General features: G+C 35.1%; 25 protein-coding genes, 2 tRNA genes and 2 pseudogenes. 23 read left to right on the top strand and 6 right to left on the bottom strand.

Going from position 1 to position 25981, the window contains the following annotated elements; genetic code table 11:
• Positions 1 to 132 precede the first annotated feature (132 nt).
• The 6 genes from kwaA to K5S59_RS04495 all read left to right on the top strand — a co-directional run bounded on the left by kwaA (position 133) and on the right by K5S59_RS04495 (position 6188).
• Positions 133 to 687, top strand: coding sequence for an anti-phage protein KwaA (gene kwaA, locus K5S59_RS04520; protein ID WP_088028278.1), 555 nt, complete (start codon positions 133 to 135; stop codon positions 685 to 687).
• Complete coding sequence (locus K5S59_RS04515) at positions 674 to 1618, top strand: Kiwa anti-phage protein KwaB-like domain-containing protein (RefSeq protein ID WP_088028276.1); 945 nt, start codon at positions 674 to 676, stop codon at positions 1616 to 1618. Before kwaA ends, K5S59_RS04515 begins: the two co-directional genes overlap by 14 nt.
• A gap of 241 nt (positions 1619 to 1859) precedes the next feature.
• Positions 1860 to 3323, top strand: a complete 1464-nt coding sequence (locus K5S59_RS04510) for a recombinase family protein (protein WP_088028274.1) — start codon at positions 1860 to 1862, stop codon at positions 3321 to 3323.
• A 250-nt stretch (positions 3324 to 3573) separates the two neighbouring features.
• A complete protein-coding gene (locus tag K5S59_RS04505; protein ID WP_088028272.1) occupies positions 3574 to 4809 on the top strand; it encodes a hypothetical protein in 1236 nt (411 codons plus the stop codon).
• Between the two features lie 155 nt (positions 4810 to 4964).
• On the top strand, positions 4965 to 5741 hold the full coding sequence (locus tag K5S59_RS04500; protein ID WP_088028270.1) for an HNH endonuclease: 777 nt from the start codon (positions 4965 to 4967) through the stop codon (positions 5739 to 5741).
• A 21-nt stretch (positions 5742 to 5762) separates the two neighbouring features.
• A complete protein-coding gene (locus tag K5S59_RS04495; protein ID WP_088028268.1) occupies positions 5763 to 6188 on the top strand; it encodes a hypothetical protein in 426 nt (141 codons plus the stop codon).
• A gap of 470 nt (positions 6189 to 6658) precedes the next feature.
• Here the strand turns inward: K5S59_RS04495 and K5S59_RS04490 are convergent, their stop codons facing one another.
• Entirely contained in the window at positions 6659 to 7216 is a 558-nt protein-coding gene (locus tag K5S59_RS04490; protein ID WP_088028266.1) for a TcaA NTF2-like domain-containing protein, read from the bottom strand.
• Between the two features lie 172 nt (positions 7217 to 7388).
• Here K5S59_RS04490 and gerE point away from each other — a divergent pair.
• The 3 genes and pseudogenes from gerE to K5S59_RS04475 form a co-directional block, all read left to right on the top strand.
• Positions 7389 to 7484 (top strand): annotated as a pseudogene (gene gerE / locus K5S59_RS04485) (spore germination transcription factor GerE); the annotation flags it as partial.
• A 98-nt stretch (positions 7485 to 7582) separates the two neighbouring features.
• Positions 7583 to 8245, top strand: a complete 663-nt coding sequence (locus K5S59_RS04480) for a type 1 glutamine amidotransferase domain-containing protein (RefSeq protein WP_002073166.1) — start codon at positions 7583 to 7585, stop codon at positions 8243 to 8245.
• 159 nt (positions 8246 to 8404) lie between these two features.
• The gene (locus K5S59_RS04475) at positions 8405 to 9043 is read left to right on the top strand and encodes a TetR/AcrR family transcriptional regulator (protein WP_001233022.1); all 639 of its coding nucleotides are present in this window, start codon (positions 8405 to 8407) and stop codon (positions 9041 to 9043) included.
• A gap of 49 nt (positions 9044 to 9092) precedes the next feature.
• Here K5S59_RS04475 and K5S59_RS04470 read toward each other — a convergent pair whose 3' ends face one another.
• On the bottom strand, positions 9093 to 9776 hold the full coding sequence (locus tag K5S59_RS04470) for a type 1 glutamine amidotransferase domain-containing protein (RefSeq protein ID WP_000728499.1): 684 nt from the start codon (positions 9774 to 9776) through the stop codon (positions 9093 to 9095).
• A gap of 521 nt (positions 9777 to 10297) precedes the next feature.
• Between K5S59_RS04470 and K5S59_RS04465 the strand changes: the two genes are divergently transcribed.
• The 8 genes from K5S59_RS04465 to K5S59_RS04430 all read left to right on the top strand — a co-directional run bounded on the left by K5S59_RS04465 (position 10298) and on the right by K5S59_RS04430 (position 16087).
• Positions 10298 to 11623 (top strand): MFS transporter, encoded by a 1326-nt coding sequence (locus K5S59_RS04465; RefSeq protein WP_120450899.1) that lies wholly within the window; start codon positions 10298 to 10300, stop codon positions 11621 to 11623.
• Positions 11624 to 11833: 210 nt separating this feature from the next.
• Positions 11834 to 12643, top strand: a complete 810-nt coding sequence (gene racE / locus K5S59_RS04460) for a glutamate racemase (RefSeq protein ID WP_000774001.1) — start codon at positions 11834 to 11836, stop codon at positions 12641 to 12643.
• A gap of 130 nt (positions 12644 to 12773) precedes the next feature.
• Positions 12774 to 13823, top strand: a complete 1050-nt coding sequence (gene gerM, locus K5S59_RS04455) for a spore germination protein GerM (protein WP_001126753.1) — start codon at positions 12774 to 12776, stop codon at positions 13821 to 13823.
• Positions 13824 to 13954: 131 nt separating this feature from the next.
• Positions 13955 to 14692: a ribonuclease PH gene (rph, locus tag K5S59_RS04450; protein WP_001261770.1), complete on the top strand. Its 738-nt coding sequence runs from the start codon at positions 13955 to 13957 to the stop codon at positions 14690 to 14692.
• A gap of 11 nt (positions 14693 to 14703) precedes the next feature.
• Positions 14704 to 15312, top strand: a complete 609-nt coding sequence (locus tag K5S59_RS04445) for an XTP/dITP diphosphatase (RefSeq protein ID WP_000815930.1) — start codon at positions 14704 to 14706, stop codon at positions 15310 to 15312.
• Between the two features lie 13 nt (positions 15313 to 15325).
• Positions 15326 to 15829 (top strand): metallophosphoesterase, encoded by a 504-nt coding sequence (locus K5S59_RS04440; RefSeq protein ID WP_097844045.1) that lies wholly within the window; start codon positions 15326 to 15328, stop codon positions 15827 to 15829.
• A gap of 109 nt (positions 15830 to 15938) precedes the next feature.
• Positions 15939 to 16012, top strand: a tRNA-Gly gene (locus K5S59_RS04435).
• A gap of 1 nt (position 16013) precedes the next feature.
• Positions 16014 to 16087: transfer RNA gene (locus tag K5S59_RS04430), tRNA-Arg, on the top strand.
• 165 nt (positions 16088 to 16252) lie between these two features.
• Here the strand turns inward: K5S59_RS04430 and K5S59_RS04425 are convergent.
• The 3 genes and pseudogenes from K5S59_RS04425 to K5S59_RS30645 all read right to left on the bottom strand — a co-directional run.
• Complete coding sequence (locus tag K5S59_RS04425) at positions 16253 to 16609, bottom strand: DUF6572 domain-containing protein (RefSeq protein WP_001173694.1); 357 nt, start codon at positions 16607 to 16609, stop codon at positions 16253 to 16255.
• A 15-nt stretch (positions 16610 to 16624) separates the two neighbouring features.
• Positions 16625 to 17575: a WXG100 family type VII secretion target gene (locus tag K5S59_RS04420; RefSeq protein ID WP_000249950.1), complete on the bottom strand. Its 951-nt coding sequence runs from the start codon at positions 17573 to 17575 to the stop codon at positions 16625 to 16627.
• Between the two features lie 386 nt (positions 17576 to 17961).
• A pseudogene (locus K5S59_RS30645) lies at positions 17962 to 18048 on the bottom strand (DUF6572 domain-containing protein); the annotation flags it as partial.
• 152 nt (positions 18049 to 18200) lie between these two features.
• Here K5S59_RS30645 and K5S59_RS04415 point away from each other — a divergent pair.
• The gene (locus tag K5S59_RS04415; protein WP_000124458.1) at positions 18201 to 18401 is read left to right on the top strand and encodes a hypothetical protein; all 201 of its coding nucleotides are present in this window, start codon (positions 18201 to 18203) and stop codon (positions 18399 to 18401) included.
• An 83-nt stretch (positions 18402 to 18484) separates the two neighbouring features.
• Here the strand turns inward: K5S59_RS04415 and K5S59_RS04410 are convergent, their stop codons facing one another.
• A complete protein-coding gene (locus K5S59_RS04410) occupies positions 18485 to 19099 on the bottom strand; it encodes a PH domain-containing protein (RefSeq protein WP_000473873.1) in 615 nt (204 codons plus the stop codon).
• Between the two features lie 509 nt (positions 19100 to 19608).
• Between K5S59_RS04410 and K5S59_RS04405 the strand changes: the two genes are divergently transcribed.
• From K5S59_RS04405 to lonB, 5 genes are all read left to right on the top strand, one after another.
• Positions 19609 to 19857 carry a hypothetical protein gene (locus tag K5S59_RS04405; protein ID WP_001983650.1) on the top strand — a complete coding sequence of 83 codons (249 nt, stop codon included), beginning with the start codon at positions 19609 to 19611 and terminating at the stop codon, positions 19855 to 19857.
• Between the two features lie 197 nt (positions 19858 to 20054).
• Positions 20055 to 21053: a hypothetical protein gene (locus K5S59_RS04400; protein ID WP_097844039.1), complete on the top strand. Its 999-nt coding sequence runs from the start codon at positions 20055 to 20057 to the stop codon at positions 21051 to 21053.
• Between the two features lie 309 nt (positions 21054 to 21362).
• On the top strand, positions 21363 to 22640 hold the full coding sequence (tig, locus tag K5S59_RS04395) for a trigger factor (protein ID WP_000212029.1): 1278 nt from the start codon (positions 21363 to 21365) through the stop codon (positions 22638 to 22640).
• 273 nt (positions 22641 to 22913) lie between these two features.
• Positions 22914 to 24173 carry an ATP-dependent protease ATP-binding subunit ClpX gene (gene clpX / locus K5S59_RS04390; RefSeq protein WP_000472283.1) on the top strand — a complete coding sequence of 420 codons (1260 nt, stop codon included), beginning with the start codon at positions 22914 to 22916 and terminating at the stop codon, positions 24171 to 24173.
• Between the two features lie 106 nt (positions 24174 to 24279).
• Positions 24280 to 25950: an ATP-dependent protease LonB gene (lonB, locus tag K5S59_RS04385; RefSeq protein ID WP_120451111.1), complete on the top strand. Its 1671-nt coding sequence runs from the start codon at positions 24280 to 24282 to the stop codon at positions 25948 to 25950.
• The last annotated feature ends 31 nt before the right edge of the window (positions 25951 to 25981 follow it).

Raw genomic sequence — 25981 nt, 5'->3', positions numbered from 1 at the left:
AAACATGATAATTCATCATAAATTTTTCTGGGTTGAAATGAAATTGTTTTCGATAAGAAATGCACATGTTATAATCTGAATAATGGTTTTTATGGAATTTTTATCAAAAATAAATATGCGAGGAGAATAAAAATGAGAGGTTGGGTGAAACTTACTTTATTTTTCAGCTCGTTTTCTCCATTATTTTTTATTATTTTTATTCAGAATATTAATTTTGAGAAGGTTAATAAAGAAAATTTCAATATTGATATCTTGTTTCAAAGTAAGTATATTGCTATAGCGATGTGTATATTGTTCGTTATTCCAAATTTAATGTTGATGCTATTATTTTTTAGATGTAAAAAGCGTACGCCTCATAACAGAGTAATTAATATTATAAGTCATAAGAATAACGATGTATTAAACTACATAGCTACTTATTTAATTCCGTTTTTCTCTTTTAAAACGAATACAATAAGTGATTTAATAGCATTTACTTTACTGCTTGTTATTTTATCGATTATATATATAAATGCTAATATGTTTTATGTAAATCCCATTTTGATTTTGTTTGGATATAACATATATGAAATTAATAATTCCTTCATTTTAATTACAAAAGATACGATTATGCCTAATATGCCTATACAAGCTTATAAAATTGAAAACACAGTTTACTTAGGGGAGAGACGAAATGGCAACACTTAATGATTTGCAACAATTAATTGAACAAGTTGATACAGCACCAGATAAATGTGCACATTTATTTATGGTTACAAGAACTAAAATTAATAATGAAAGAGTTTTTGACGTTTATCAACCAGAAATAAATGAGGATATATCTGATTCATTTATAGATTTGTTTTTGCAATTTATGAGAAAAAGCCTTGAAAAAGAACCTGAAGTTCAGTACTACGATATAGATGATATTACAGGACAAAATTTACAGTTTATAAATACACAAGAAGTGGCTAATTCTCAAAATATTGTTACACCAATATTGAATGAAGGGGCTTTAGATTTAATAGAATTAAATGATGACTTTATTCAGAGTATATGGGCCTATGCAGTGAAGGTGAGTTACAATCAACATAATATTATATTCTTTAGGAAATACAGTCGTAATAAGGTTTTAAAAAGAAATTGGAAGGATGCAATAATATTTAGGGATGGTACATTTTCTAAAGCTGAAGAACCTGTATTTCAAATTGATGACAAGATAGATAGTTTATATTTGAATGGTGAAATTTTAATATTTCAGCCTAATAATTTCGAAAGAATATTTGATTATGAGGAGAAGTACGAAGCAGCAGCAACTAACGCCTTACAACAGCTAACCCAAGATCTGGATTTTGTTGATATGGATGCTCTACAGGAGTTTGTTGATTTAGATGGGGCAAAAAAGAGAAAGTTAGCATGTATCATGAGAAACGGTGCATTTCAGAATATGGGATTTGAAGAGGTATCAGCGACTATTCAACATTACGAATTAGGCATTGATATTGATACAGAAAATCAAAGGATAGGTATTAATAGGGGAAATGCTACTCGCTTTTTGAAAGTACTTAATGATGATTATTTAATGTCAGAAGCTACAAGGATTAGATATGAAACATCATCTAAGCGAAAACATCGATAAAAACGAACTTTTTAAAAGTTCGTTTTTTTTTTTTTTGTTCATTTTTATGAAAAGAATTTATATAAATGAATAAAAGTGAAATATCAATATATAATAAGGGGAAATTACAATTGGAAAATTAATTAAGGAGATGGATTTAATATAGATGGCTGATAAATGTGGATTTTGTGTCATATAACTTAGTAAGAGTATTTGGAAATAAAGAATTCTTAGTGCTGAGAACAGGAGTAGGTGAAGATTTTTGAATTCTTATGCGGTTTATGTGCGTGTATCAACAGACCGAGATGAACAGGTGTCATCTGTCGAAAACCAAATTGACATTTGCCGAAACTGGTTAGAACGGAATGGATTTAAATGGGATGAAAAAAATGTTTTCAAAGATGAAGGAATCAGTGGCACTTTATTTGTAGATCGTCCTGCTATTCAATTGTTATTGCGAAAGGCGAAAGCAAAAGAAATTGATATGGTTGTTTTTAAATCAATTTCTCGTTTAGCGAGGGACTTGAAGGACTCATTAGAAATTCGTGAAGTATTTCTGGCTCATAATGTCCGAATTATTTCTGTGGAAGAAGGCTATGATTCTGTAAAAGCGGGAAAAAATGATATGGCATTTGAGTTGTGGTCTTTATTTTCGGCCCAATATAGTAGAACCCTGTCCTCTAGTATTACAGCGGCTTTGGCGGTTAAGGTGAGAAGGGGGGAGCATATTGGAAAGATTCCATTTGGATATAATCGCGAAAATCAGAAATTAGCCATTCATGATGAAGAATCAGAAGTTGTTCGAAAGATATATAGTTGGTATACCACTGGTTGGGGATATAAAAAGATTACAAATGAATTAAATCGATTAGGTATAAAGTCGAAAACCAAAAAAAAATGGCAGATGACGTCTGTGCAACGAATCCTTCGAAATTCAATCTATAAAGGAACCTTTATTTTAAATCAATATACTTCAGTCAAAGTCGGTGGTAAGAAAAAGCAAATTCGAAATCCGAAGGAAAAGTGGTTTGTTTTTCCTAATCACCATCCAGCGATTGTAGATGAGGAAACATGGGAACAAGCCAATCAGAAGAATATTACATTGCGAAAAACAAAAATTACTCCATGGAATGAATTTCGTGAATTAGCAAGGTGTGCTGTTTGCGGATCGAATATGGTAATTGTACAATCTCATTTGAAAAAGAAAAACGGGGAGCGAACAGAGTGGAAGTATTTAAAGTGTTCACAATATAGAAGATCGGGAAAACATGGGTGTGTGAATCATGTACCAATCCAATACCGTGATTTTCGTCAATTCATTATTGATTTGTTAGTGAAAAAGGGAGAATCAATTACTTTAAAGCTTCAAAGTAATGTAGAAGGAGGGAGGGAGAAAAAAATAAAAAAACTGCAACAACTCATGAATACAAACGAACAAAAGAAAAAATCGTTACTGGATTTATATTTGGAAAAGCTTATTGATAAAGAAGAATTTGAAAAAAAACGAAATGATCTTGAAATAGAAATAATAAAGTCGAGTCATGAGTTGTTTATCTTGCAACAGAATGATGTTATACAAACAGATATTAAAACGATAAAAGAAGCTTTTGAGCAGTTGCAGCAGCAAGAACATGATTTATACCATGTGTTTCGGACGCTTATTCAAAAAATTATAATTCATCAAGATGGGACAGTAGATATTACATATACATTTGAAGGTCCATAGCATATCTTACTGCTCCCTGGTTAAGACTTCAAGTTTCTAATCCAAATGGTGGATGACGTTTGAATTTATAGCTTTATGATAAAACTGAACCCGCCATTTGTGCTGTATATTCTTCCAACATATCTTTACGATAATCGCCTTTGGAAGTTAATGTATCAATATGTTAAAATTTAGTAGGGGTTAGACATGATTATATAGATTATTGTCTGAAAGTATAATTTTAATAGAATAGAAGATAAGGGGGATGACGGTGAAATATCGTTGGTTATGGTTACTCTGTATTGCAGTTCTTGTTCTTATTACAGGTTGTTCGAAAAAAAATGAGATCCCAAAAGGTTTTTCAGAGCAAAGTTATCAAGACTTCACAAAAGTATACAGCGATTATCAAAAAGCAAAAAAGACAAATAGTGAAGATGAAAAAGGTTTAGCAAATTTGGCTGATTATCATGAAAAAAAAGACCAAGGAAAACTAACTGTGGAAGAGATAAAGGTATGGGATGCGATGGGAGAACTCTTGATGATTCACAATACGATTGTGAAGAATGATCGGCATGAATTGGATAACGCTGATTCAGGTGTGAAAAAAATAGCGAATGCTTATCTGTCGAAAAAAAATGAGATACCTGCGTTAGAGAAAAGCATTGAAGACATGTTGAAGCTGCCGAAATCCAAAACAGCAAAAGAAACGTCTTTATCGTCTAAGGAAGAAGTGAAGGATACAAAAGATAAAAAGGACACAGAGGGGACTACGAATTCTGCAGAGTTTCCAACTGCTGAAAACTGCCCAAAGCCATATACAAAAGAAGATTGTGAAAAATTCACGGAGTACTATACAAACGGCGAGGGGAAACAAGAACCAGAAAAAAATGATGTACAAGCATCGGGAGCTAATGCGTTTTCCAGTGATGAAAACGTAAAACATGCAGTCGATTTCAGTACACCATTAAATATGTCCAATCTAACGGAAAACGATAGGAACTTCTTGAACACAGTTGTTGCAAATCCACGATTTTTTTCTCATTTCCAACTTGGATTAGATAAATTCACGGAAATAGTACAATCTGTGTCGCAATATCCTCGGACTTCATTTGATGCCATACCATATTCTGTCGGATTTAGGTTAAGCGCTTTAGCTGATGAAATAGATATGTTTGCAGAAGCGACAATTAATCAAACTATGGGTGAGGGCAAGGGGGGAAACCCCTATTCCATATGGCTCGGATCAAGTAATCCGAACTTAAGTAACCCGCAATTACAAGCAGTAGCTGCTGAACTTAGACAACTGTTTATCAAATTAGATTCGGATTGCAAGAGTATTTTGCGAATCTATGCAACAGGTCAAACTGTTTCAGAATCAAATTCTCAGTATACGACAATGACAGCTGATAATATGAATGCTTTTAACGCCTCTTTAAACGACTTGAAACATGATTTGCAAAACATCATTAACTTTGGTCATAATTGCTCCGTGTGGGTGAAAAGTTGAGTTACATCATAGTAAAAAACATTCTTGTTTCCATGGATATAATATGCACATTCGAAGAACCGAAGTGATGGTTGAATGTCTTTATGTGGTTTATATAAAAAGTCATCAAACTTGACTATTATTTGTTATAGTTAATATAAAAAGAGGTTAAGGATATGAAGTGGATAATTTCAGCAAACCCGAAAAAATATGACGTAGTAAGTGCTTTTAATCAATATGATTATATTGATTGGAGCCAAAGTGCAAATCACGAAATTGGGGATATTATTTACATTTATTGTTCGGCTTTTATAGGGAAAATAAAGTTTAAATGTATTGTGGAAGATGTAAATATACCATGGGAAAACGTTAACGATAATGATAGATTTTGGATGGATAAAGAAGATTATCAAAAGGCAAAAACAAAAAAATTTATGCGCTTGTGTTTACAGCAACAGATTGAGTCTGATGATTTAGCTTTTGAAAAGTTAAGGGGAAACGGATTGTTAGGTAATATTCAAGGTCCAATGAAATTAGAGTCAAAAGTTGGTTTACTAAGCTATATTGAACAGTGCTTTAATGAAGATTGTTCAAAATCAGTTTATCCAGATGAAGTGCCAGAACACTTATCTATTATGGAAGGGCATCGAAAAACAGTAGTCGTTAATCAGTACGAACGTAGTGCTGTAGCAAGAAGGAAATGTATTGAACACCATGGTTGTTATTGTCATGTTTGTAATATAGATTTTGAAAAACAATACGGTTCTTTAGGAAAAGGGTTCATTCATGTTCATCATAAAATACCACTTAGTGAAATAGGAAATGAGTATGAGGTGGATTATGTGAATGATTTGATTCCAGTTTGTCCCAATTGCCATGCGATGCTCCATAGAAAAAGCATGAATGGTTCCTTTTTAACACCTGAAGAATTGAAAGCGTTAATTAATAAGTAATTTAAGCTGGGGGAATTGTAGATGTTATTTGAAGGGGAAGTAATTGAGTTTGTATGCAATTATTTAGTTGAGCATGATTTTGAAATCATCCAAAAATTAAGTACGAAAGAACAAGGTGATGATATCGTTGCGTTGAAATCAGGGATGAAGTTAATAATTGAAGCGAAGGGTGAATCAAGTTCTAACAAGAATTCGAGTCGTTATGGGCAACCATTTACTTATAACCAAGTAAAGACGCATGTTGGGGTAGCCTTGTATAAAATATTGGAAATTTTAACAAGGGAGATGAATGATGGTAATGTCGTGGTTGTTGGGATAGCATTACCAAATAATGAAAACCATAGAAAATGCGTTGCTAAAATCTCGTTAGCCATTAAGCAGTTAAATATAGTTTTATTTTGGGTCAATGAAAATGGAAGTGTTGATATTGAAGGAGATTTAATTTGATATTAGAGAACGACTAGATGCTGAATAATTTGATGTCTGTTTTTTGCAATAATGCAAAGGCTAGGGGTTAAAAGACGTTCACAAGCAGTTGTACAGCTTTGGGTATAGGAAAAAATCCGCTAAATTAAAGTTATATGAATGATAATCATGCTTAGTACATAAGGGTGGAATCTCACCTAGGTTGTGGTGTCATTTTATTAATTGTAATGAATGAAAGGTAAATAAAATAATATGAAGAAGGATTTATTGTTCACTAATTCTTAAGTGTATTAAATAATTTATTTACAGCAATAAAAACAGTACATAAAAGGCAGTTCCGTAAGTTTGGAACTGCCCAGAAGATTAAAATTCTTCTTTATTTCTTCATAAGTTTGTCTAATCTCAATTATTTTTTATTGAGAACTTAAGTGTGATAAAAAGTCTATGTAAACAATTTTAGAATGATATATTATGTTGTTGCTCAGGAAAAATCAATATGGTTGATCCTTACGGAAAAAATGTTTATTTACCTTAAGTTTATTACTTTCATCAACAACAAGAATATATTGATGATAATACTGATCTGTTGTTTTTTTATGCCCCTCTTTATATATATCGTATTCTTCGTATGTGGATACTATGTATCTATTGGAACTTACTTCTTCTGTGTTTTCTATTACAGTTTTTGTGTTTTTCTGTGTAATAGGTGTAATAGAGTTAGAGTTCTCCATAATGTAACTAAGTTGTTCGTCATACATCTCTCCTTTAGGGTCTAGGTAATCTTCAACCTCAGCGAATTTCCCGTGATTTAGGGCACTTACACTTGCAAGATTATATTCCATCATAAATTTATCAATTTTAGTTCTTGTTTCTTCCGTAACTTCACTTTGCTGTTGTGCGGTTTCTTTGGAAGGGTTTTTATCGAAGTATGTCTCCAAAACACTTGGACCATCCTTTAAAATGGCAACTAGAGAAGCAACAATAGGAATAAAAATGACGATACGGCTTGCAAGTACCTTTGTACGCCCTGCTTTTTTTTCAGAATTCATGAATCAGTATCTCTCCTCTTATAAATATGAATGAATAAATTCAAGTGTAATTTTAACATGCCACTTTAGAGAAAAATAGAACTTTAGTTATTTTGTTCCAAGTATATTTTTGTTAGAGAAAGTGATGTTTATTTGATCCTTATGTTGTGAAATTCAGGTTCTTATTTTGCAAAGGTTACACATCTCAAACGCAATGCAAAAGCTAGGAGTTAAAGGACGTTCACAAGCAGTTGTTGAGCTTCTTCGCATGGGAGAGCTCGAACTATAAAAAGAAAGCCGACTTTTATATGAAGAGTCGGCTATTTTTCTGTCTGTTTCATGTTCTATAAGAACACTTCATACATAAATAGGTAGTAAGGAGGGGATATGTTGAAAAGGATATTGTTAGTTTCAACAAGCGCTCATGATATGAATGGACACCCGACTGGTTTGTGGCTGGAAGAGCTCTCAGCTCCTTATAATGTATTTAAAAAGGCTAAGTTCGATGTTGATATTGTGTCGATAAAGGGTGGTAGAGTACCTATTGATAGAGTGTCTATTCCGAACGGGATACCTCGTGAATTTAAGCATGTTGCTTCTTTATTGCAAAATGCGAAGCCGATCTCAACGGTTCAGTTTTCGGATTATGATGCGGTTTTATTTGGTGGTGGGCACGGAGCAATTGTAGATTTTCCAGGTAATCCATATGTTGCAAATTTGATTGAGAATATGTACAACAATAATCGGATTGTAGCAGCTGTTTGTCACGGAGTAAGCTCTTTAGTCGGTGTGAAAAATAAAGATGGCTCGTTTTTTGTTGCCGGTAAGCGTATAACAGGTTATACGAATGATGAGGAAAAAGCTGTACATTTAGAAAAGCGAGTGCCTTTTTTATTAGAAAGTAAATTGAAAGAAGAAGGGGCTTTGTTTTATGTTGCTCCAAATTTCACGCCGCATGTCGTAGTAGATGGGCGTTTAATTACAGGGCAAAATCCGCAGTCTAGTATGGAAATAGGTAAAGCTATAAGAAGAGCTGTTAATACATTATAGAAAAAGTGCTCGCTACTCACAAATATAGCGGGCATTTTGCTATAGTGTAAATAATAAATCCCTTAAACTAAAAAGATATATTGAGTATAATGACTTCATTTATAATTAATCGTGAATTTGCTATACTATTTTGTATGGACAAAAGGGGAGGCTCTTTTAATGAGAAAAGTCGCGTGTGCAAATACTTATATTAATAAAATAAAGCCCGTTATTAGAAAAACGAGTTTTAGTCAATTGAAAATAGATGAAATTGCGAAATATATGGATATTAGTAAAGCTACTTTATATAAACGTTTTTCTTCAAAAGATGAGATTATTGAAGCTGTGGTAGAAGATTTTATGAACTACCTTCTTGAAGGAGATGCGGATAATCAAGATGAAAGTATGTCTTTTGCAGAACGTTTCCAAAAGACATTTATCCACTCTTTAAAATGTGTGACATATATTTCCGATGTCTTTTTACAAGATTTGAAAGAGGCATATCCGCACTTATCTGATCAGTTAGTCGCTGCACAACAAAATCGTAATCATAATTTGCAAATGTTTTTTGAAGCTGGTATGGAACAAGGCTACTTTAATAAAATGAACGCACAATTATTTATGGTGCAAGATGATGTGATGTTAAGACGTATTATAGATCATTCTTTTTGTATTCAGTACGATATTACGTTAAAGAAAGCGATACTTGATTTTTATCAACTAAAGAAGTATCAACTTTTTAAACCAGAGTATATAGAAGCAATTGATGATTCTAAAGTTGAAAAAGAAGTTATTGCTATTTTGCAAATGATTTCGTAAAAAAGCAGATTTTCCTGGATTAATGGAAAATCTGCTTTTTTATTACTTGTTATTTGTTTACGTGTTGTAATACTAATTCAGCTACTGAACCACCTGAAGCTGGGTTTTGACCAGTGATAACACGATTATCTTCTACAGCGTAAGCTTCCCAAGGCTGCGCAGCTTTTTCGTAAAGCCCTCCGTTTTTAATGAGTTCATCTTCTGTTAAAAATGGAACGAATTGATCTAGTTCCGCTAATTTTTCTTCTTCGTTTGAAAATCCTGTTACTTTTTTACCGCTAATTAAACGTTCCCCATTACTTAATGTGATGTGAAATAAACCAGCAGCTCCGTGACAAACAGAGGAAACAATTCCGCCATTTTCATAAATGTTGCGGCTAATCATTTGAAGTTCTTTATTTTCTGGGAAGTCCCAAATTACACCGTGACCGCCTGCGTAATAAATAACAGCGTAGTCTTCTGGATTCAATTCACTCGGCTTCATTGTAGAACCGAGACGATTCATAAATTCTTTCTTTTGATACCATTCCCAATCGATGCTCTCCGCCATTGCTAAACTATGCGGATCAATCGGTGTATAGCCGCCTTGTGGGCTGACATAATCTACTTCGTAACCAGCGTCTTCTACTTTTTTTACAAAATGGACAGCTTCACCGAGCCAAAGCCCAGTCGCTCTATTTAAATTTGGATATTTTTCTACGCTTGTTAATACGACTAACATTTTTTTCTTCATCATAATCCTCCTGTAATTTTTCTTCTATATAAAAGTTCTTTATTTATTTGGTTTTATTAAGTTAGAAATTGCAAATTTGAATAACCATGTCAGTCCTCCTTATATCGGATTCGAAATTAGTGTATAACAATTTTTGAACAAAGTAAACTAAAAACACTAAATCAGTTCACTTTGTATATTTTTCGTTGACAAACTGTAATGCTGAAACTATGATAGTTCCATGAATATCGAACAACGTACGTGTTTCGTTTCGAATTCAGTTTGTCGCGCGATACATGTATACATTTGATGCAGTTGTTCAGTAGTGATAGAGGAGCTAAACAACTTTATCCCGCATTAACGGACAGTAAGATCCTCCACCTCTAAATTCAGCGAAAGCAAAGAAGTTAGGTGGGGATCAACTGTCCGTAAAAGCCCGATTGGTGAAGGCTAATAATCAGCAGGGAATGAAGAACCCACGCTGATTAAAGTTTCACTTTGTTTTTCATTTACAGTTACTACAATCAAGAGAGGTGTTACACATGGGGAAAGATATAAGTAACCATTCAAAATGGTTTGTTTTCACATTATGTTTTATCGTTTTATTAGGACCGATGAATGCGGTTTTATTTAATGTAGCGTTAGAGGATATGGCTCATGATTTATCCATTAGCCAGTCGAAAATAAGTTGGGTTGTAGTAGGTTATTCCTTAGTTGTCGGTATTGGTTCGATGATATATGGGAAGCTGGCTGATCGTTACAGTGTAAAAAAACTATTAATTATTTCAATTATCATATTTGTAGCGGGTTCTATTATTGGATTTATGAATCAATCTTATGCGGTTACCATTATTGCAAGATTAGTGCAGGCGAGTGGAGGAGCGGCGTTTATTGCGCTTAGTATGATTGCAGTGGCAAAGTTAGTTGTTCCTGCTAAGAAGCCTGGTGCGTTAGCTATGATTAGTTCATCTATTGCATTAGCGATAGGTATTGGTCCTTTAGTTGGTGGCGCTATTACAAATACATTAGGGTGGCCATATTTATTTTTATTTATGGTTATTTCAGTAGTGGGGATTTTCTTGCTTATGAAATTTATGCCAGAAGAAGCGCGGCATACGGATGGAGCGTTTCATTTTGATTACATTGGAGCGGCGTTATTATTTGCATTCATTACGACTGTGTTATTAGGAGTAAATATTAATAGTTGGCTATTTGTGTTATCGGTTGCTTTCTTATTTTTATTCATGGTTCGTATGAAGAACGCGGAGCATCCATTTATTGATATTGAGTTGTTTACAAATAAACCATTTCTTCGTTTAATAGCGGTCGGATTTATAATGAATGTGGCACTATGTGCTAGTTTATTATTATTACCATTACTGTTAGGAAGAGAGCACGGATTGTCTCCATTCGTTATCGGAATTGCACTGTTTGTTGCATCACTCTTTGGTATTGTATCTAGTTTTCTTACTGGAAAGATTGTCCCTTCGTTTGGAAATGTGAACATGATTTATGTAGCGTCTGCCATTATGATCGTTGGCTTTTTAATTTTAGGGCTTATTCCGAATGGAAGTATAGTCGTTATTGTATTGGCGATTATTTTAACGTTTATGAGTTATTCGGCTATTCAAGTATCAGTAAACACATTTATACCGAAAACATTACATCCAGCTAAAGTTGGAGTCGGTCTTGGTTTATATAATTTAATTAACTTTTTCGGTATGGCATTTGGACCAGCTGTAGCGAGCAAAATTATGGAATCTACAAATAGTTATCGTTTGAATTTTATTTTAATCGTCATGTTAATTTCTGCTCATTTCTTCTTATTAATAGGAATGTCTTCTTTCCAAAAAAAGATGAAGCAATAAATACGCGCTTTATATAGAAGAAACCGACTTTCATATAGAAGGTCGGTTATTTTTCTATCTTGCAAATTATGAAAAAAAGGAGCAAAATAAAAAAGGTCCTAGTCTATACAGGTACAAATGAAAATTTTCATACAGAAGCAGTTTAAGTTAGCCAACTTAAAGTGTGTAAAATATAATGATAAAAAAAGATGATGAATGAGAAAACGGGTGATGAAGTTGAATAGAGCAATCGGTGTTATCGATTCAGGAGTTGGCGGTTTAACAGTAGCGAAGGAATTAATTCGTCAGTTGCCGAAAGAGCGTATTATATATTTAGGGGATACAGCACGTTGCCCTTATGGTCCGCGTTCTCGAGAAGAAGTGCGTCAATTTACGTGGGAAATGACGGAGCATTTACTAGATTTAAATATCAAAATGTTAGTTATTGCGTGTAATACAGCAACTGCGGTTGTGTTAGAAGAGATGCAGAAACAATTACCAATTCCAGTGGTAGGAGTTATTCACCCAGGATCACGTACAGCTTTAAAAGTGACAAACACGTATCATGTTGGGATTATCGGAACGATTGGAACGGTGAAAAGTGGTGCATACGAAGAAGCGTTAAAGTCTATTAATAACCGTGTTATGGTAGAAAGTTTAGCGTGTCCGCCTTTCGTTGAGCTTGTAGAGAGTGGCAATTTTGAAAGCGAAATGGCATATGAAGTTGTAAGAGAAACGTTGCAACCGCTGAAAAATACTGATATTGATACACTTATTTTAGGTTGTACACATTATCCGATTTTAGGTCCTGTTATTAAAAAAGTAATGGGAGATAAAGTGCAACTAATTAGTTCAGGTGATGAAACAGCACGCGAAGTAAGTACAATTTTATACCATAGTAAAATGTTGAATGAGGGAGAGGAACAAAGTGATCATCTCTTCTTAACAACAGGAAAAATAGGCCTATTTAAAGAAATTGCATCAAAATGGTTCGGTCAACCGATTGAAAATGTGAAACATATTTATTTAGAAAAAGAATAATAGTAGAATTCATATAAGTGAACTCCTGAGAAATCAGGAGTTTTTTGTTTAGAAGAAGCACAGCTTGTTCTAAAACATGAAACAGCTCGTATACATAATAGTACAAACTTAGATTTTAGGGGGGAATGGCATGCCTAAATCCACTTTTAAATGGGTTGTTGGTGCTACTGTGAGCGCTGTTTTACTAACAGGGTGTGGCTTTATAAATCAGGAGAAAGCAACGGAACAAATTGATCCGCCAAAACAAGTTACGTATACAGAGGGTGGAAAGAAAGAAGTAGCTAAGAAAGATAAGCAAGGACAAATGGTGAATAGAGAACTATACCTTGTTGATAAAAATGGTTATGTTGTACCACAAACGTTAGCTGTACCTACTCCGAAAGCAAATGAGGTTATTCAGCAAACGTTAGAGTACCTTGTGAAAGATGGACCGGTAACGAATTTATTACCGAATGGGTTCCGTGCAGTTATTCCAGCAAATACATCGATGACCTTGGATTTGAAAAAAGATGGGACGGCAGTCATTGATTTCTCTAATGAAATGAAAAACTATGCAAAAGAAGAAGAACGTCAAATTGTTGAGTCAATAGCGTGGACGTTGACGCAATTTAAAGAAGTAAAACAAGTGCAGTTCCAAATAAATGGTGAGAAATTGGCGAAGATGCCTGTTGGTGGTACCCCGCTTGGTGAAGGGGTGAGCCGTGCTAACGGTATCAACTTCGATGACGAGCAAGTAGCGGATGTAACAAATACAAAACCAGTTACACTTTATTTTATGGCACAAAATAATAATAAACAGCAATACTACGTACCCGTAACACGCCGCGTTGTAGAAGGAAAAGAAAATGATTATGCAGCAATTATAGATGAGCTTGTAAAAGGACCGATTCATCAGTCGCTTCTGAATGATTTTAATCCAGGAGTTAAGCTTATTACGAATCCGAAATTACAAGATGGAAATCTTACATTAAACTTTAACGAAAATATATTCATAAACCCAGATAAAAATATGGTTTCAAATTACGTATTGAAGTCGTTAGTTTTATCTTTAACTGAAAAGAAAGGTGTGAAAAGTGTTTCTATTGAAGTAAATGGTAAAGCAAATCTTATAGATGAAAAGGGCGGAAAGTTAATAAAACCTGTAGATCGTCCAGAAAACGTGAATACAGGTAGTTTTTAATCGTCAATAATTTGATATACTTATTAAGTAAGAAAGGGGAATTGCTTTTTGGGTTCCTCTTCTTTTATTGTATACATATCATACATTTAAATTTGGCTATACTAACAAGTAGTTATGAGGAGGTTATTTTTATGCGAGTAGATGGTAGAGAGAAAACAGAATTACGCCATATACATATTCATACGAATTATTTAAAACATCCAGAGGGATCAGTATTAATTGAGGTTGGGGATACAAAGGTAATTTGCTCAGCGACAATTGAAGAGCGTGTCCCGCCGTTTATGCGTGGAGAAGGAAAGGGCTGGGTAACAGCTGAATACGCGATGATTCCACGTGCAACGGAACAACGTACAATTAGGGAGTCAAGTAAAGGGAAAGTAACAGGACGTACAATGGAAATCCAACGCTTAATTGGACGAGCTTTACGTGCAGTAGTTGACTTAGAAGCACTTGGTGAAAGAACAGTTTGGATTGATTGTGATGTTATTCAAGCGGATGGTGGAACGAGAACTGCTTCTATTACAGGTGCATATGTAGCAATGGTATTAGCGTTTGAGAAGTTATTACAAGCAGAAAAAGTATCTAAAATTCCAGTAAAAGATTATTTAGCAGCAACGTCAGTAGGGATTGTTCAAGAACAAGGTGTTGTTTTAGATTTAAACTACGCAGAAGATTCTAAAGCAGACGTGGATATGAACGTAATTATGACTGGAAAAGGTCAGTTTGTTGAAGTGCAAGGAACTGGAGAAGAAGCGACGTTTAGCAGAGCGCAGTTAAATGAATTACTTGATGCTGCGGAACAAGGTATTTTCCAACTGATTGACATGCAAAAAGAAGCGTTAGGCGACATCGTATCTCATATAGAGTAGAGGTGGAAAGTATGAAACAAGTTGTTGTAGCGACAAAAAATATGGGGAAAGTACGTGAATTTGCTGAGTTATTTGAGCGATTTGATTTAGAAGTGAAATCATTACACGATTTTCCTCATATTGAAGAAGTCGAAGAAACTGGTGAAACATTTGAAGAAAATGCGATTTTAAAAGCGGATAGTTTGAGCAAACAGCTGAATGCGATCGTAATTGCGGATGATTCAGGTCTTATTGTAGATGCTTTAAATGGAAAACCAGGCGTTTATTCAGCTCGTTTTGCTGGAGAGCCGAAAGATGATCAAGCGAATATTGATAAAGTGCTACAAGAATTAAATGAGGTAGCGTTTGATAAGCGTAAAGCTCGCTTCTACTGTGCATTAGCAGTGGCTTTCCCTGAAGGTGATAAAAAGCCTGTCATTGTAAACGGGACGTGCGAAGGGTATATTTTAGAACAGCGCCGCGGAGAAAACGGCTTCGGATATGATCCGATTTTTTATGTGGAAGAATATAAAAAAGCGATGGCGGAACTAAGTTCAGATGAGAAAAATGCCATTAGTCACCGAGGACGTGCTCTTCGTAAATTAGAAGAAAAAATCCCTGAATGGTTTTTAGGAGAATAAGGGAGAGAGATTGATGAAAGCTTTAATCGTAAGCGATAGTCATAGCTCTGTGAAGGAATTACAGCAGTTAAAAGAGAAATATGAAGGGAAAGTAGATATCATGATTCATTGCGGTGATTCAGAGCTAACGCCTGCTCATGAAGAGCTGCAAGGTTTCCATGTTGTAAAAGGGAACTGTGATTATGCTAACTTTCAAGATGAAATTGTAACTGATTTAGATGGCATTCGTTTCGTAGTTGTGCACGGACATCGTCATAACGTGAAAATGACATTACAAACATTAGCGTACCATGCAGAAGAGGTAGGGGCGCAAGTTGCTTGCTTCGGACACTCTCACGTATTAGGTGCGGAATTAATCGATGGCGTTTTATTTATTAATCCAGGCAGCATTTTATTACCGCGTCAGCGTGTAGAAAAGACATTTGCTTTATTAGAAATGGATGAAAATCAAATGGAAGTTCGTTTTGAAACATTAGATGGACAACTAGTTGAACAAGCAGTTTTTAAAAGAGGATAAGAAAAATTATCCTCTTTTAAAAAAGGTGTTGACTTTATGTATGGTTATACATATAATAAATATTGTCGATAGGGCAACAGCGCTAACGAAGAAAAATAAAATAACATATGCGGGTGTAGTTTAGTGGTAAAACAAGAGCCTTCCAAGCTCTGGTCGAGAGTTCGATTCTCTTCACCCGCTCCATGTCCCAGTAGCTCAGCCGGATAGAGCATACGCCTTCTAAGCGTACGGTCGGGAGTTCGAATCTCTCCTGGGACGCTAAAAAAACCTTGTTATCTTTTGATAACAAGGTTTTTTGTTTGTCTAAAAATTGATGTATGTGCAAGAAGTGTAAAAAATATAACGTAACATATGATAATTATTATATACAACAGATTAAAGTGCATTAAAAAGGGCGCCGTTTATGCGCCCTGTTCCTCATATTTAATTTAAAGAATCAATAGGTTTATGATGGAACTCGAATTCATATCCAGATTCCCCTAACTGTTCACTTACAATATTATAAAACTTTTTCCCGTAAAAACTAGGTTCATTCTGCGAATACACTTGTATAATGAATTGTGTTCTCCCTATTGTACTTGGAACTTTTTCATAGATTTCATCACTTTCAATGAATCCTAAATATGTATTGATTTTGTCTTGTAAAAGTAAAATGTGTTCATCATCAAGTTCTTCGCTTTTATTCCACTCTAAAGCATCAAAGATTGCTAAGTATACATTATCGTTATTATCCTCATCTATTAAAACTAAATCGACTTGATCCGTATCATGTAATGCCATATAAAAGCCTCCTCATTATTCTTTTCTTATTACATTTATTTTCGTTGGTGGAATCTCTTCTAAATGTTCAAATGGTGGTTTGTTCCTACTTTTAACTATTGCACCTGATTCTGCAATTTCAGGGAAGGCTTTTTTCTGATTTTTAGTAAGAGGTGCAGTAGGTGAAGATTTTAACTCTACTAAGTCAATCTTACCATTTGCGTCCTTGCCTCCTATATCTATACGAGTGCGTACGCCCGATTTTGTTTGTACGGTTATTTGTTCATTCAATTCAGATTTAGGTTTTTGTTGTTTTATAACCTCGAACATTTTTGTTTCGTATTCTTTACCTGCTAAGCTATTAGCTTTTAAAGTTTTCCGTTGTTTTTCTAGTGTGGCTGCTGCATCTATTGCATTGGAAACTTTTTTTGCACCTTTGACTACTTTTATTCCCTTACCAACAGGCGTAAGTCCCGCAAAAACCATGACACCAGCACCAGTGCGTTCCCACCATGAAAGTTTTTCGCCAGTATCGGGATCAACACCTTCTATAACACGTCGTACATCGTATTCTCCCGATAACTCGCCCACTAGATCCCTGGTAACTTTCTCTAAACTTTCACCATCTTTTTTCGAAGAAGATGCACCAGGCGATGTGTTGTTATCTTCTGAAGAAGGGGTATTAGCTATAATCTCACTTTCAACTAGATTGCCGTCGTACTCAGCATCTGCCATGCGGAATTTTTCCGCAACTCTTTCTAATTCGTCAGCTATTTTATCGAATTCCGTTAAAACTGTGAACATTTTCGGTTTAGCTTCGTTAAACATTTGATAGAAATGTTGGCTAGTTGCTCCTGCCCAGTTTGCGGCAATATGTTCTGTTTGATTGTATAAACCATTATGTATTTGTTCTAAGGTGTACCGTACGTTCTTTACCGTCTTGGCTACTTGCTCTAGACGTTCAGGTGTTACTTTTATTTGTACCATACCATCCCTGCTTCTCCTATAATATTTTTACAAGAAAAGTATACCATATCTATACATTAGCCAGTGTATGTTAAACAAGCGATGAAAGAATCTCTTATATATTGTAGATAATAGGTGGGCCGGAAGTTCGGATCTCTCCTGGGACGCTAAAAATTGATGTTTTGGTGTAAGAGATGGGGGGAGGAATGAAATAGCATAATTAAGACGAGTGAAAGATTATCGCAAGAAGTGATTACTTATAAGTTTCGCGTCTAGTTTGGGTTATAATTGTAGCTCATTCTTAATATCTGTAACCTTTCCTTAGATATTAAGAAGTTGTATATGTAATTCTTTTTCTTAAATAAAAGGAGCGCCGTTTAGCACCCTGTTCCTCATAGTATTTAATTTCAAGAATCAATAGGTTTATGATGGAACTCAAATCCATATCCAGATTCTCCTAACCGTTCACTTACAATATTATAAAACTTTTTACCATTCTAGTACGATTGAGCAGCAGTTATCGAAACTTATCCCCGACAGTGTGTTACAATTAATAGAAGCGGAAAGCGAGAATCTCCAATTGACTGGACGTGTGATGGGTTGGACAGTTTAAGAAGGTTGTATAAAAAAGGGAGATGGCGCAAAGATGGCGAGATCAAATGAGAATGATTTAACGGAGAAATTGGCAGAAGGTCACCGAAAATATGGTGATGGCAACTTTACAGTACAGAACATCGGTGATGAAACTAACCCGGATTGGACTGTCGTAAAAAATGTGAGGAAGGGATCGGCAGGCATTCGCGAAGGCGAAGATATATTAAGACTGCGATCAAAATATATAAAATAGTACGGAAATGGGTGCTCAGGAGTTCGAATCTCTCCTGGGGCGCCAAGAAACCCTTGTTATCTTTTGATAACAAGGGTTTTTGTTTAGTTATTAATAAACTTCTCAAATACAAAACCATAATCTTTCAAGTTATATTGTTTCTTCGTATCAACGAGCCAGTTAAAGGCGATTTCATTGATTTCTTTAAACTGCTCTGCTAAATTTACTTGTGCGTTTGAAATACGGCTGAAAGCGTTAGATGCCATATCTAGACTTTTATGTGCATATTGCAATGTAATATCGTTGTCGTATGAGATTTCTTCTATTTTAAGTAAAGCTTTATATAAATCTTTTAATTCTTCAATATGTTTTTTATGAACATCAATTGAATAATGCTCATCTCCCATTTGGAACTTAATTTCTACATCTAAATCAATTGTTCCAGCAGTTTCAAGTGCTACGTTTTTAATTTGATATTTACTATAGCTAAAGCGGCGTAGTGTACGTTTTTTACTTGTTGCGCTTGTGCCATCTAGGTGGAGTAATCCTTTGTTTGTGAAACAATATTCATCTGATTTTGATTTAATTAGAAAATAAATTTTCTCCCCATCTTCATGCATCACGTAATCATCAGCATCAACTTTATCGTAGTCTTTTGGTGTGATGACAGAACCTACATCGCTTAGTCCTAATACATCTGCAGCCATTTTTTTAAACATACATAATCCCCCTTTTGAATTAAATTCTTAATTGTATAAAAATATATTAACACGATTTCAATAAAGTGTTTTCTTATAAATGAAAACATTTGAAGGTAAGTTAAGGAAAGTAACGAATAATTATTTCAACCCTAAGTTATTTAGTAAATCTATTAGTTTAAGGGTGGATTCTCCGAAAAATAACCAAGAGAAAAACAAGTGCTTATAGAGAAATTCCGTGATGTCATCTCAAGTAATATGAGGTGTTTTTCTATCCTTTTTTGAAATCTTACAATTCTGTAAGGTAACTGTAAGGAAGTTCGATGGTAACAAATTGCTAATCCTCTATAATGAAGGTAACAACGATAAAACGAGGAGGAAGAAATGATGAAAGGATTAATCGTAACGGGTTTAACAGTTGCATTTGGATTTGTAGCGTATGAGAAATTAACGTATGTAGTGGATGTTGTAAAACATTTAATTGCTTAGTAAAAAAACTGCCATGAGAGGGAAAGGGAATGAGTGAATGAATGGAATGGTTATTTGGAATTATAGGTACTTGTAGTGTAGTGTTATTGTTCTTTGTCCCGAGTGGTATACTTAGTTCGACAACGAGTTTGTTCTTCTTAAGTTTGTTTGCTTGTACGATGCTTATTATTATGTTTTTAATGAAGCGAAGTAAACCAATCTTCTATTTTAGCATGATTGTTATGGCAATTATTGTTCTCCAAATTATTACCCTTGTTATATACCCCACTATTATAAAAGCTTTCCATTAATGAGGAATCCTCTGCTTTAATTGCTGAGGGTTTTTATTTGCACATTTTTAATTTTTAGTAAGGATTTGTTTATATTGAAATATAGAAATTGAATATTTTTATATTTCAAACAAAAGGTTTTGGGATGTTGTGTTCTCATTACTCATTTGATATATTTACTTTAAAGATAATTAAAATCTAGAAAAAGAGGCGGACGTATGGATAAAAAAGAAAATACGGTCGTATTGTTTCCGCAGCTATCAGAGCGATATATTGATGAAGGTTTTTTAGCACTGAAAGAGCGGAAATTCGAAGATGCATTGCGCTGCTTTGAAATATTACGTCAGTATAATGCAGAAACGGAACAAACGGAACTCGCTTCTGTTATTTGTTTGTTAGAATTAAAGCATATGGAAGAAGCGAAAGACAAATGTGAACAGTTGCTTGAAACAGGAGCTGTGTTATTTGGTGATATTCTTGAAACATATGTGACGATTTTAGTTCAAACAAATGATTATGAAGGCGTTATTGAAACCGTCGAAAAAGTTTTGCAAACGAAAGATATAGTGCCTGAGCAAAAGGAAAAATTAGCACAGCTCGCTTTATTTGCAGAAGGTATGATAAATGAAGTAGATACGTCACTAGTCGATTCGAATTTTGAGTTGGATGAGTTTACTAATGAAATGTTTGGAGAAAACTTTGGGCAAAAGTTAAGAGCGATCCAGCAACTTTCGTTAAAAGACTTGGATCTTGCATTACCTATTTTAAAGAAATTTTTAATAGACGAAAAACAGCACCCGTATTTGAAAACTTCTATTTTGTATAAAATGATAGAAAATCAAATAGAAGAAGAAATAGAGGTAGAAAAGTTTGGGAATACGATTAAGGTGATTCCAGCATTTACAGGTCATAATGAGGAGCAATCCGATAACATTATACATACACTATCAAGCCGATTAGAGCAAAATTATCCCGATATATTTGATGCGATGGTTACATATTGGAAAGAATTGCGAATTAGCATTTTCCCATTTGCTCTATTAATGGATAAAGTAGAGATTTGGGCTGCTGTTTTAGAGAGAATTGGAAGAAAGCGTTTCGGATTAATTATTGATGAAGAAGAGCTTATGACAGCGTATAATATTGAATTGGAAGAGTTTCATATTGCCTATCAATGGTTATTACGTGTTGAAAGAGAAGGATATTTACCCGTATAATTATGAAAAAGAATCGTTCGGTTCTTGAAACGAGCATATTCTATGTTATAATGTAAGGGTTGCAAAAGGCAGAAATCTGCCTGTTTGTAAGAGAAGAGAAGTGTAATTCTCTTACTTAATATGTTTCATATTATTCTCGAACAAAATATACCGTAGTTGTCTCTTAGGCAATTAGTAGATTGGAACATTATATCTGAAAGCTTTTGCTAGAGGATTATTTGTATTTTTGTTATTTCGAAAAAGAGATAATGAAGATTTTAATCTATAGAGGTATGTGCATACATTATTATAGTTGGAGGGAAAGAATAAATGGCTACAAAATGGGAAAAATTAGAAGGTAACGTAGGCGTTTTAACAATCGAAGTAGATGCTAAAGAAGTAAACAACTCTATCGACGCTGCGTTCAAAAAAGTAGTACAAACAATCAACGTACCAGGTTTCCGTAAAGGAAAAATGCCTCGTCCGTTATTCGAACAACGCTTTGGTATCGAATCTTTATATCAAGATGCTATAGATATCATCTTACCAAAAGCATATGGTGAAGCGATTGATGAAGCTGGTATCTTCCCAGTTGATCATCCTGAAATCAACATCGAGAAGTTCGAAAAAAATGCTAACCTTATCTTCACTGCAAAAGTTACAGTGAAACCTGAAGTTAAATTAGGTGAGTACAAAGGTTTAGCAGTAGAAAAAGTTGAAACAACTGTAACTGACGAAGATGTAGAGAACGAATTAAAATCTTTACAAGAGCGTCAAGCTGAACTAGTTGTTAAAGAAGAAGGAACTGTTGAAAACGGTGATACAGCTGTAATCGACTTCGAAGGTTTCGTTGATGGCGAAGCATTTGAAGGCGGAAAAGGCGAAAACTACTCTCTAGCAATCGGTTCTGGTACATTCATCCCAGGTTTCGAAGAGCAAGTAATTGGTCTTAAATCTGGTGATTCTAAAGATGTTGAAGTATCATTCCCAGAAGAGTACCACGCTGCTGAATTAGCTGGCAAACCAGCAACATTCAAAGTAACAATTCACGAAATCAAAACAAAAGAACTTCCTGAGTTAAACGACGAGTTCGCTAAAGAAGCAGACGAAGCTGTTGCAACTCTTGATGAATTAAAAACAAAACTTCGTACAAACTTAGAAGAAGGCAAAAAGCACGAAGCTGAGCACAAAGTACGTGACGAAGTAGTAGAATTAGCTGCTGCTAACGCTGAAATCGAGATTCCAGAAGCTATGATCGACACTGAGTTAGATCGTATGGTTCGTGAATTCGAGCAACGTTTAAGCCAACAAGGTATGAACCTTGAGCTTTACTACCAATTCACAGGTACTGACGCTGACAAGTTAAAAGAGCAAATGAAAGAAGACGCTCAAAAACGCGTAAGAATCAACCTTGTTCTTGAAGCTATCATTGAAGCTGAAAACATCGAAGTTACTGAAGAAGAAGTAACTGCAGAAGTTGAAAAAATGGCTGAAATGTACGGTATGCCAGTAGACGCTATCAAGCAAGCTCTTGGAAGCGTAGACGCTTTAGCTGAAGATCTTAAAGTACGTAAAGCTGTAGATTTCTTAGTAGAAAACGCTGCATAATAAAATAACAAGGCACGATTTTAATCGTGCCTTGTTTTATAAATATAGAAATATATTTATAAAACTTTTCGATGAAGAAGGAAAACTTCCTTTACAAGTCGAATATACATATTTCAAAAGTTTCAAAAGTTTTAAAATTTTTTTATTTGTACATAACTAGTCATATTATTTGTATTTCTCGCCACGTAGTGACATAATATGTATTTACATACGATACATTTATCGTGTACATACGAAGGCAAGAGGTTAGCACTTTGTAAGGGGTGTGAAAATATGTTTAAATTTAATGATGAAAAAGGTCAATTAAAATGTTCTTTCTGTGGTAAAACACAAACGCAAGTTCGAAAGTTAGTTGCAGGTCCAGGTGTTTACATTTGTGACGAGTGTATCGAACTTTGTACTGAAATTGTACAAGAGGAGCTTGCGAAGGACGAAGAAGTAGAATTCAAAGATGTACCGAAACCGGTAGAAATTCGTGAAATCTTAGATGAGTATGTCATCGGACAAGATAACGCGAAAAAAGCACTAGCGGTAGCGGTATATAACCATTACAAACGCATTAATTCTAACAGCAAAATTGATGATGTAGAATTAGCGAAGAGTAATATTTCACTTATTGGGCCAACAGGTAGTGGTAAAACATTACTGGCACAAACATTAGCGCGTATTTTAAATGTTCCATTTGCGATCGCGGACGCAACATCTTTAACAGAAGCTGGATACGTTGGGGAAGATGTAGAAAATATCTTACTAAAATTAATCCAAGCAGCTGATTATGATGTAGAGAAAGCGGAAAAAGGAATCATTTATATTGATGAGATTGATAAAGTGGCACGTAAGTCCGAAAATCCATCAATTACACGTGATGTATCTGGTGAAGGTGTGCAGCAGGCACTTCTGAAAATTTTAGAAGGTACTGTAGCAAGCGTTCCGCCTCAAGGTGGTCGTAAGCATCCGCACCAAGAGTTTATTCAAATTGATACAACGAATATCTTATTCATCTGTGGTGGAGCGTTTGATGGCATCGAGCCAATTATTAAACGTCGTCTTGGTGAAAAAGTAATTGGATTTGGTGCTGAGAAGAAAAATGCTGATGTAAATGAGAAGCATGTTTTATCTCACGTATTACCAGAGGACCTTTTAAGATTTGGTTTAATTCCAGAGTTTATCGGTCGTCTTCCAGTTATTGCGAACCTAGAGCCGCTGGATGAAGATGCTCTTGTTGATATTTTAACGAAACCGAAAAATGCACTTGTTAAGCAATTCCAAAAACTATTGGAGCTTGACGATGTTGAGTTAGAGTTTGAAGAAGGCGCACTAATTGAAATTGCGAAAAAAGCAATTGAACGTAAAACAGGTGCTCGTGGACTTCGTTCTATTATTGAAGGCTTGATGCTTGATGTAATGTTCGAACTGCCATCTCGCAAAGATATTGAGAAGTGTATTCTTACGAAAGAAACAGTAGCTGATAATGAACCGCCGAAATTGGTGCTACAAGACGGTACTGTACTTGATACAAAAACATCTGCATAGTGCGAAGAAGAAACAGCAATTTTTATAATTGCTGTTTTTCTTTATGTTTAGCTATGTTCCTCCGCGGAAATACTAAGAGATAAAACATTGCGGGAGGAAATAAATGATGAGCTGGACAAATATATTTTTACTTGTTCAACTTGTTTTTGGTGTAATTGTCGGATTGTACTTTTGGCATTTACTTCGAAATCAGCGAACACAAAAAGTTTCAATTGATCGAGAATCGAAAAAAGAATTAGAGCAGCTTCGTAAAATGCGCGAGATTTCTTTAACAGAGCCGCTTGCGGAAAAGGTGCGTCCTACATCCTTTTTAGATATTGTAGGGCAAGAGGACGGGATTAAGTCGTTAAAAGCGGCTCTTTGTGGCCCGAACCCGCAACATGTGATTATATATGGTCCACCAGGTGTTGGAAAGACAGCGGCAGCACGTCTTGTTTTAGAGGAAGCGAAACGAAATCCAAAATCTCCATTTCGCACGAATGCAACATTTATCGAACTTGATGCGACAACAGCAAGGTTTGATGAACGTGGTATTGCAGACCCTTTAATCGGTTCGGTACATGATCCGATTTATCAAGGTGCTGGTGCAATGGGGCAAGCGGGTATTCCGCAACCGAAAAAAGGTGCGGTAACAGATGCACATGGTGGTATTTTGTTTATTGATGAGATTGGTGAACTACATCCGATTCAAATGAACAAAATGTTAAAGGTGCTAGAAGATCGGAAAGTGTTTTTGGAAAGTGCATACTATAGTGAAGAGAATACGATGATTCCAACATATATACATGACATTTTTCAAAAAGGTTTGCCAGCCGATTTTCGCTTAGTTGGAGCGACGACGCGTTCGCCAGAGGAGATTCCACCTGCTATTCGGTCCCGCTGTTTAGAAGTATTTTTCCGTGAGTTAGATACAGAAGAAATTCAAAAAGTAGCGAAGAATGCAGCGGACAAAGTGGAAATGCAAATAGGTGAGAACGGTATTGAAATGATCGGGATGTATGCAAGAAATGGACGAGAAGCGATTAACCTTGTACAAATTTCTGCTGGTATGGCAATAAATGAAGAACGTTCTTTCATTAAAGATGAAGATATAGAGTGGGTTGTTCACTCTAGTCAACTTACACCGAAATATGAAAAACGTATTTATCCTATTCCGAGAATCGGCCTTGTAAATGGACTGGCTGTATATGGACCAAATACAGGCGCGTTATTAGAAATTGAAGTAACAGCAATCAAAGCGAAAGATAAAGGATCGGTAAATGTTACCGGAATTGTTGAAGAGGAAAGTATTGGTAGTCAAACGAAATCCATTCGCCGTAAAAGTATGGCGAAAGGTTCTGTAGATAATGTATTAACGGTACTTCGTTCTCTAGATGTGTTGCCAGAAGGGTACGATATACATATTAATTTTCCAGGTGGTATCCCAATTGATGGGCCTTCCGCAGGTATTGCTATGGCAACGGGTGTATATTCAGCAGTGCATCGTACGTATGTGAATAATGAAGTAGCGATGACCGGTGAAATAAGTATACACGGTGAAGTGAAACCTATTGGTGGTGTGTACGCAAAAATAAAAGCTGCGAAAAAAGCAGGTGCGAAGAAAGTCATCATTCCTGCTGAAAACATGCAACCGTTTTTGTACACAATAAAAGGAATTGAAATCATTCCTGTTCGTAAGTTAAAAGAAGTATTTGAGCTAACATTTATGCAGGAAAATATGCATCGAGAGCTGGATGTACATACTGCTGTGGACGAAACAGATGCACAATCAATGTGAGAATGAACGATAATAAAATTTGCCAGACTTC

Origin of the sequence: Bacillus sp. BML-BC051, assembly GCF_019656175.1 — a bacterium.
Taxonomy (GTDB): domain Bacteria; phylum Bacillota; class Bacilli; order Bacillales; family Bacillaceae_G; genus Bacillus_A; species Bacillus_A mobilis.
This window is presented reverse-complemented; position numbering and strand designations above follow the sequence as displayed.

What these genes read in the sequence shown, in the direction of transcription:
- K5S59_RS04480 (WP_002073166.1), top strand. Translation starts at nt 7,583, where the DNA reads ATGTTGAAAAGGATATTGTTAGTTTCAACAAGCGCTCATGATATGAAT.
- K5S59_RS04405 (WP_001983650.1), top strand. Translation starts at nt 19,609, where the DNA reads ATGGAATGGTTATTTGGAATTATAGGTACTTGTAGTGTAGTGTTATTG.
- rph (WP_001261770.1), top strand. Translation starts at nt 13,955, where the DNA reads ATGCGAGTAGATGGTAGAGAGAAAACAGAATTACGCCATATACATATT.
- K5S59_RS04410 (WP_000473873.1), bottom strand. Translation starts at nt 19,099, where the DNA reads ATGTTTAAAAAAATGGCTGCAGATGTATTAGGACTAAGCGATGTAGGT.
- lonB (WP_120451111.1), top strand. Translation starts at nt 24,280, where the DNA reads ATGAGCTGGACAAATATATTTTTACTTGTTCAACTTGTTTTTGGTGTA.
- gerM (WP_001126753.1), top strand. Translation starts at nt 12,774, where the DNA reads ATGCCTAAATCCACTTTTAAATGGGTTGTTGGTGCTACTGTGAGCGCT.
- racE (WP_000774001.1), top strand. Translation starts at nt 11,834, where the DNA reads ATGAAGTTGAATAGAGCAATCGGTGTTATCGATTCAGGAGTTGGCGGT.
- K5S59_RS04415 (WP_000124458.1), top strand. Translation starts at nt 18,201, where the DNA reads ATGGCGAGATCAAATGAGAATGATTTAACGGAGAAATTGGCAGAAGGT.
- K5S59_RS04495 (WP_088028268.1), top strand. Translation starts at nt 5,763, where the DNA reads ATGTTATTTGAAGGGGAAGTAATTGAGTTTGTATGCAATTATTTAGTT.
- K5S59_RS04445 (WP_000815930.1), top strand. Translation starts at nt 14,704, where the DNA reads ATGAAACAAGTTGTTGTAGCGACAAAAAATATGGGGAAAGTACGTGAA.
- K5S59_RS04515 (WP_088028276.1), top strand. Translation starts at nt 674, where the DNA reads ATGGCAACACTTAATGATTTGCAACAATTAATTGAACAAGTTGATACA.
- K5S59_RS04425 (WP_001173694.1), bottom strand. Translation starts at nt 16,609, where the DNA reads ATGGCATTACATGATACGGATCAAGTCGATTTAGTTTTAATAGATGAG.
- K5S59_RS04490 (WP_088028266.1), bottom strand. Translation starts at nt 7,216, where the DNA reads ATGAATTCTGAAAAAAAAGCAGGGCGTACAAAGGTACTTGCAAGCCGT.
- K5S59_RS04420 (WP_000249950.1), bottom strand. Translation starts at nt 17,575, where the DNA reads ATGGTACAAATAAAAGTAACACCTGAACGTCTAGAGCAAGTAGCCAAG.
- K5S59_RS04470 (WP_000728499.1), bottom strand. Translation starts at nt 9,776, where the DNA reads ATGAAGAAAAAAATGTTAGTCGTATTAACAAGCGTAGAAAAATATCCA.
- tig (WP_000212029.1), top strand. Translation starts at nt 21,363, where the DNA reads ATGGCTACAAAATGGGAAAAATTAGAAGGTAACGTAGGCGTTTTAACA.
- kwaA (WP_088028278.1), top strand. Translation starts at nt 133, where the DNA reads ATGAGAGGTTGGGTGAAACTTACTTTATTTTTCAGCTCGTTTTCTCCA.
- K5S59_RS04465 (WP_120450899.1), top strand. Translation starts at nt 10,298, where the DNA reads ATGGGGAAAGATATAAGTAACCATTCAAAATGGTTTGTTTTCACATTA.
- K5S59_RS04475 (WP_001233022.1), top strand. Translation starts at nt 8,405, where the DNA reads ATGAGAAAAGTCGCGTGTGCAAATACTTATATTAATAAAATAAAGCCC.
- K5S59_RS04400 (WP_097844039.1), top strand. Translation starts at nt 20,055, where the DNA reads ATGGATAAAAAAGAAAATACGGTCGTATTGTTTCCGCAGCTATCAGAG.
- K5S59_RS04500 (WP_088028270.1), top strand. Translation starts at nt 4,965, where the DNA reads ATGAAGTGGATAATTTCAGCAAACCCGAAAAAATATGACGTAGTAAGT.
- K5S59_RS04440 (WP_097844045.1), top strand. Translation starts at nt 15,326, where the DNA reads ATGAAAGCTTTAATCGTAAGCGATAGTCATAGCTCTGTGAAGGAATTA.
- clpX (WP_000472283.1), top strand. Translation starts at nt 22,914, where the DNA reads ATGTTTAAATTTAATGATGAAAAAGGTCAATTAAAATGTTCTTTCTGT.